Below are 2,587 nucleotides of genomic sequence, written 5' to 3' on the forward strand. Positions count from 1 at the left end.
AGGTCGCCGTCCCGCTCCAGCCGGGCCAGCACGTCCGGCGCCCGCAGGGCCAGCCGTTCCGGCGCGCCGGAGGCGACCTCGTCCCAGGACACCGGTGCCGAGACCGCCGCCGTGGGCCGCGCCCGCACCGTGTACGGCGCGGCGGTGGTCTTCTTCGCGGCGTTCTGGCTCCAGTCGACGAACACCTTGCCCGGCCGCAGGCTGCGCGTCATCCGGTGCAGCACCGTCCGCGGCATCGCCGCCTCCGCCTCGACCGCCAGCGCCTTCGCGTACGCGCTGGTCCGCTCCGACGACGCCGACCGCACCGCCGCCAGCAGGTGCAGCCCCTTGGAGCCGGAGGTCTTCGGGTACGCCTCGACCCCGTCCTCGGCCAGCCGGTCGCGCAGCCACAGCGCCACCTCGCAGCACTCGCCGATCCCGGCCGGCGGCCCCGGGTCCAGGTCGAACACCAGCCGGTCCGCCTCGCCGGGCGCGTCCGCGCGCCACTGGTGGGTGTGGAACTCGGTCACCAGGTTGGCCGCCCACATCAGCGAGGGCAGGTCCTGCACCATCACCATCCGGGACGGGCCCTCCGACCGCGGGACCTCCGCCGTGGTGACCCATTCGGGGGTACCGGGGGGAACGTTCTTGGAGAAGAAGACCTGGCCGTGCGGCCCGTCCGGGTACCGCAGGAAGGAGACCGGCCGGTCCCTCAGGTGCGGCAGCAGCGCCCCGGCGGCCGTGGCGTAGTAGTGCAGCAGCTCCCCCTTGGTGAAGCCGTCCTCCGGATGGATCACCTTCTCCAGGTTGGAGAGGGGGATCCGCCGCCCCTCCACCTCTGTGATCGGCGTCATACGATAAGAATCCCACGCAAGGGGCGCATATCGAGGGAAGCCCGTCGAAAGGGTGCTGAACGTGCGATCGATCTGGAACGGCGCCATCTCCTTCGGCCTGGTCAGCATCCCGATCAAGCTGGTGAACGCGACCGAGAACCACAACGTGTCCTTCCGGCAGATCCACACCGAGGACGGCGGCCGGATCCGCTACCGGAAGGTCTGCGAGCTGGAGAACAAGGAGGTCAGCCAGGCGGAGATCGGCAAGGCGTACGAGGAGTCGGACGGTTCCATGATCCCGATCACCGACGACGACCTCCAGCAGCTGCCCATCCCGACCGCCAAGACCATCGAGATCGTCGCCTTCGTGCCGTCCGAGCGGATCGACCCCATGCAGATGGAGTCCGCCTACTACCTCGCGGCCGGCGGCGCCCAGGCCGCCAAGCCGTACACGCTGCTGCGGGAGGCGCTGAAACGCAGCAACAAGGTCGCCATCGCCAAGTTCGCCCTGCGGGGCAGGGAGCGGCTGGGGATGCTGCGGGTGGTGGACGAGGCGATCGTGATGCACGGCCTGCTCTGGCCCGACGAGATCCGGCAGCCGGACGGCGTGGCGCCCGAGGGCGACGTCAGGGTCCGCGAGCAGGAACTCGACCTGGCGGACGCGCTGATGGACACGCTCGGCGAGGTCGACCTCGATGACCTGCACGACGAGTACCGCGAGGCGGTGGAGGAGATGGTCGCCGCCAAGGCCGCCGGCCAGGAGGCCCCGGTCGTGCCGGAGGCCCCGGAGGGCGGCGGCAAGGTCCTCGACCTGATGGCCGCGCTGGAGAACAGCGTCCGCGCGGCCCAGCAGTCGAGGGGCGAGGGCGGCGAGGTCCACCGGATGGAGGGGTCCCGGGCCACGCCCAAGGACACCTCCGGCAAGAAGTCGACGTCCACCGCGAAGAAGTCCACGGCCAAGAAGACGGCGTCCTCGCGCGGCGGATCAGGCGGGTCAGGCGGATCAGGCGGGTCAGGCGGATCGGGCCGATCGGGCGGCTCCGGCGGTTCCGGCGGCTCCGCGAAGAAGTCCACGACCACCGGCAGGAAGACGGCCGCGAAGAAGACCCCCGCCAAGAAGACCGCCTCACGCAAGAAGTCCGCCTGACCGGCCCGCCCCGTGGGGCGGACGGTCACAGCTCCTGGGCGGGCCAGTTGAGGAGGCGCGCGCCGATCGCGGCGGTCTGGAGCATGTACCGCTGCCCCGCGTCCGCCGGGTCCGCCCCCGTCAGTTGCCGTATCCGCTCCAGCCGGTAGGTGAACGCCCGGACGCTCAACGACAGCCGCCGGGCCGCCTCCGCCGCCACGCAACCGGCGTCGAAGTACGCCGTGAGCGTGTCCAGCAGCGGCTGGGCGCCGCCCCGCGCCGCGCGCAGCGGCCCCAGCGCGCTCACCACCAGGTCGGCGAGAGCCTGCCGGTCGCGCGCCAGCACCGGGTAGACCAGCAGATCCGCCGCCTTCAGCACCGGCCCGTCGAACCCCAGCCGCTCCGCCATCTCCAGCGTGCCCAGCGCCTCCTCGTACGACTGGACGACGCCCCCGGGCCCCTGATGGGCCCGCCCGACCGCCACCCGCCCGCCGTCGGTCGCCGCGTAGGCGTGCTTGGCGAACCAGGCGAGGACGTCCTCCTGGTCGCCTGGCGCGATGCACAGCAGCCGCCCCTCCTTGGTGGTGACGAGGATCCGCCGGCTGTCGAACCGCGCGGTCACCGCCCGCACCACACGCCGCGGCACCGG

3 protein-coding genes are annotated in these 2,587 nt (G+C 72.3%); 1 reads left to right on the top strand and 2 read right to left on the bottom strand.

What is annotated here, in order from left to right; all coding sequences use genetic code 11:
• Positions 1 to 833: non-homologous end-joining DNA ligase (ligD, locus tag HW445_RS26215; protein WP_180223361.1), on the bottom strand; the 833-nt coding region annotated here is incomplete at its 3' end.
• Positions 834 to 885: 52 nt separating this feature from the next.
• Between ligD and HW445_RS26220 the strand changes: the two genes are divergently transcribed.
• Positions 886 to 1,959, top strand: a complete 1,074-nt coding sequence (locus HW445_RS26220) for a Ku protein (protein ID WP_180223362.1) — start codon at positions 886 to 888, stop codon at positions 1,957 to 1,959.
• Between the two features lie 25 nt (positions 1,960 to 1,984).
• On the opposite strand, the gene HW445_RS26225 is transcribed toward HW445_RS26220, so the two are convergent.
• Positions 1,985 to 2,587: CdaR family transcriptional regulator (locus HW445_RS26225; RefSeq protein WP_180223363.1), on the bottom strand; the 603-nt coding region annotated here is incomplete at its 5' end.

Source organism: Streptomyces sp. UH6 (assembly GCF_013421635.1).
GTDB lineage: Bacteria > Actinomycetota > Actinomycetes > Streptomycetales > Streptomycetaceae > Streptomyces > Streptomyces abyssomicinicus.